Genomic DNA, 262 nt, shown 5'->3' with positions numbered 1-262 from the left:
AATCCACTCCTTCTTCGACTAAATCAATCAGCTTGTTCTCAAGCCTTAACTCAATCGTAACCTTAGGATACTTTTGACAAAAATTAGCGACTAAATCAGCTAATAGTAGCTCCCCTGAAATTGTAGGAACTGACATAACAATATGGCCAGATACTTCTTGAGAAAGCTCATTAATAGCAGTAAAGGCATCATTAGCTTGTTGGTTAATATCTTTTGCATGTTTATATAAAAGCTTTCCAGCATCTGTAAGGCTTAGCTTTCG

General features: G+C 36.3%; 1 protein-coding gene. It reads right to left on the bottom strand.

All coding sequences use genetic code 11. The features are described 5' to 3' along the window. The coding region (locus SB756_RS31480; RefSeq protein WP_410913424.1) for a LysR substrate-binding domain-containing protein at positions 1-262 on the bottom strand (262 nt) is incomplete at both ends.

Source organism: Pseudomonas sp. SIMBA_068, assembly GCF_046534705.1.
Classification (GTDB): domain Bacteria; phylum Pseudomonadota; class Gammaproteobacteria; order Pseudomonadales; family Pseudomonadaceae; genus Aquipseudomonas; species Aquipseudomonas putida.
Note: the sequence above shows the minus strand (reverse complement) of the source record. Positions and strands in the feature narration are given on the sequence as shown.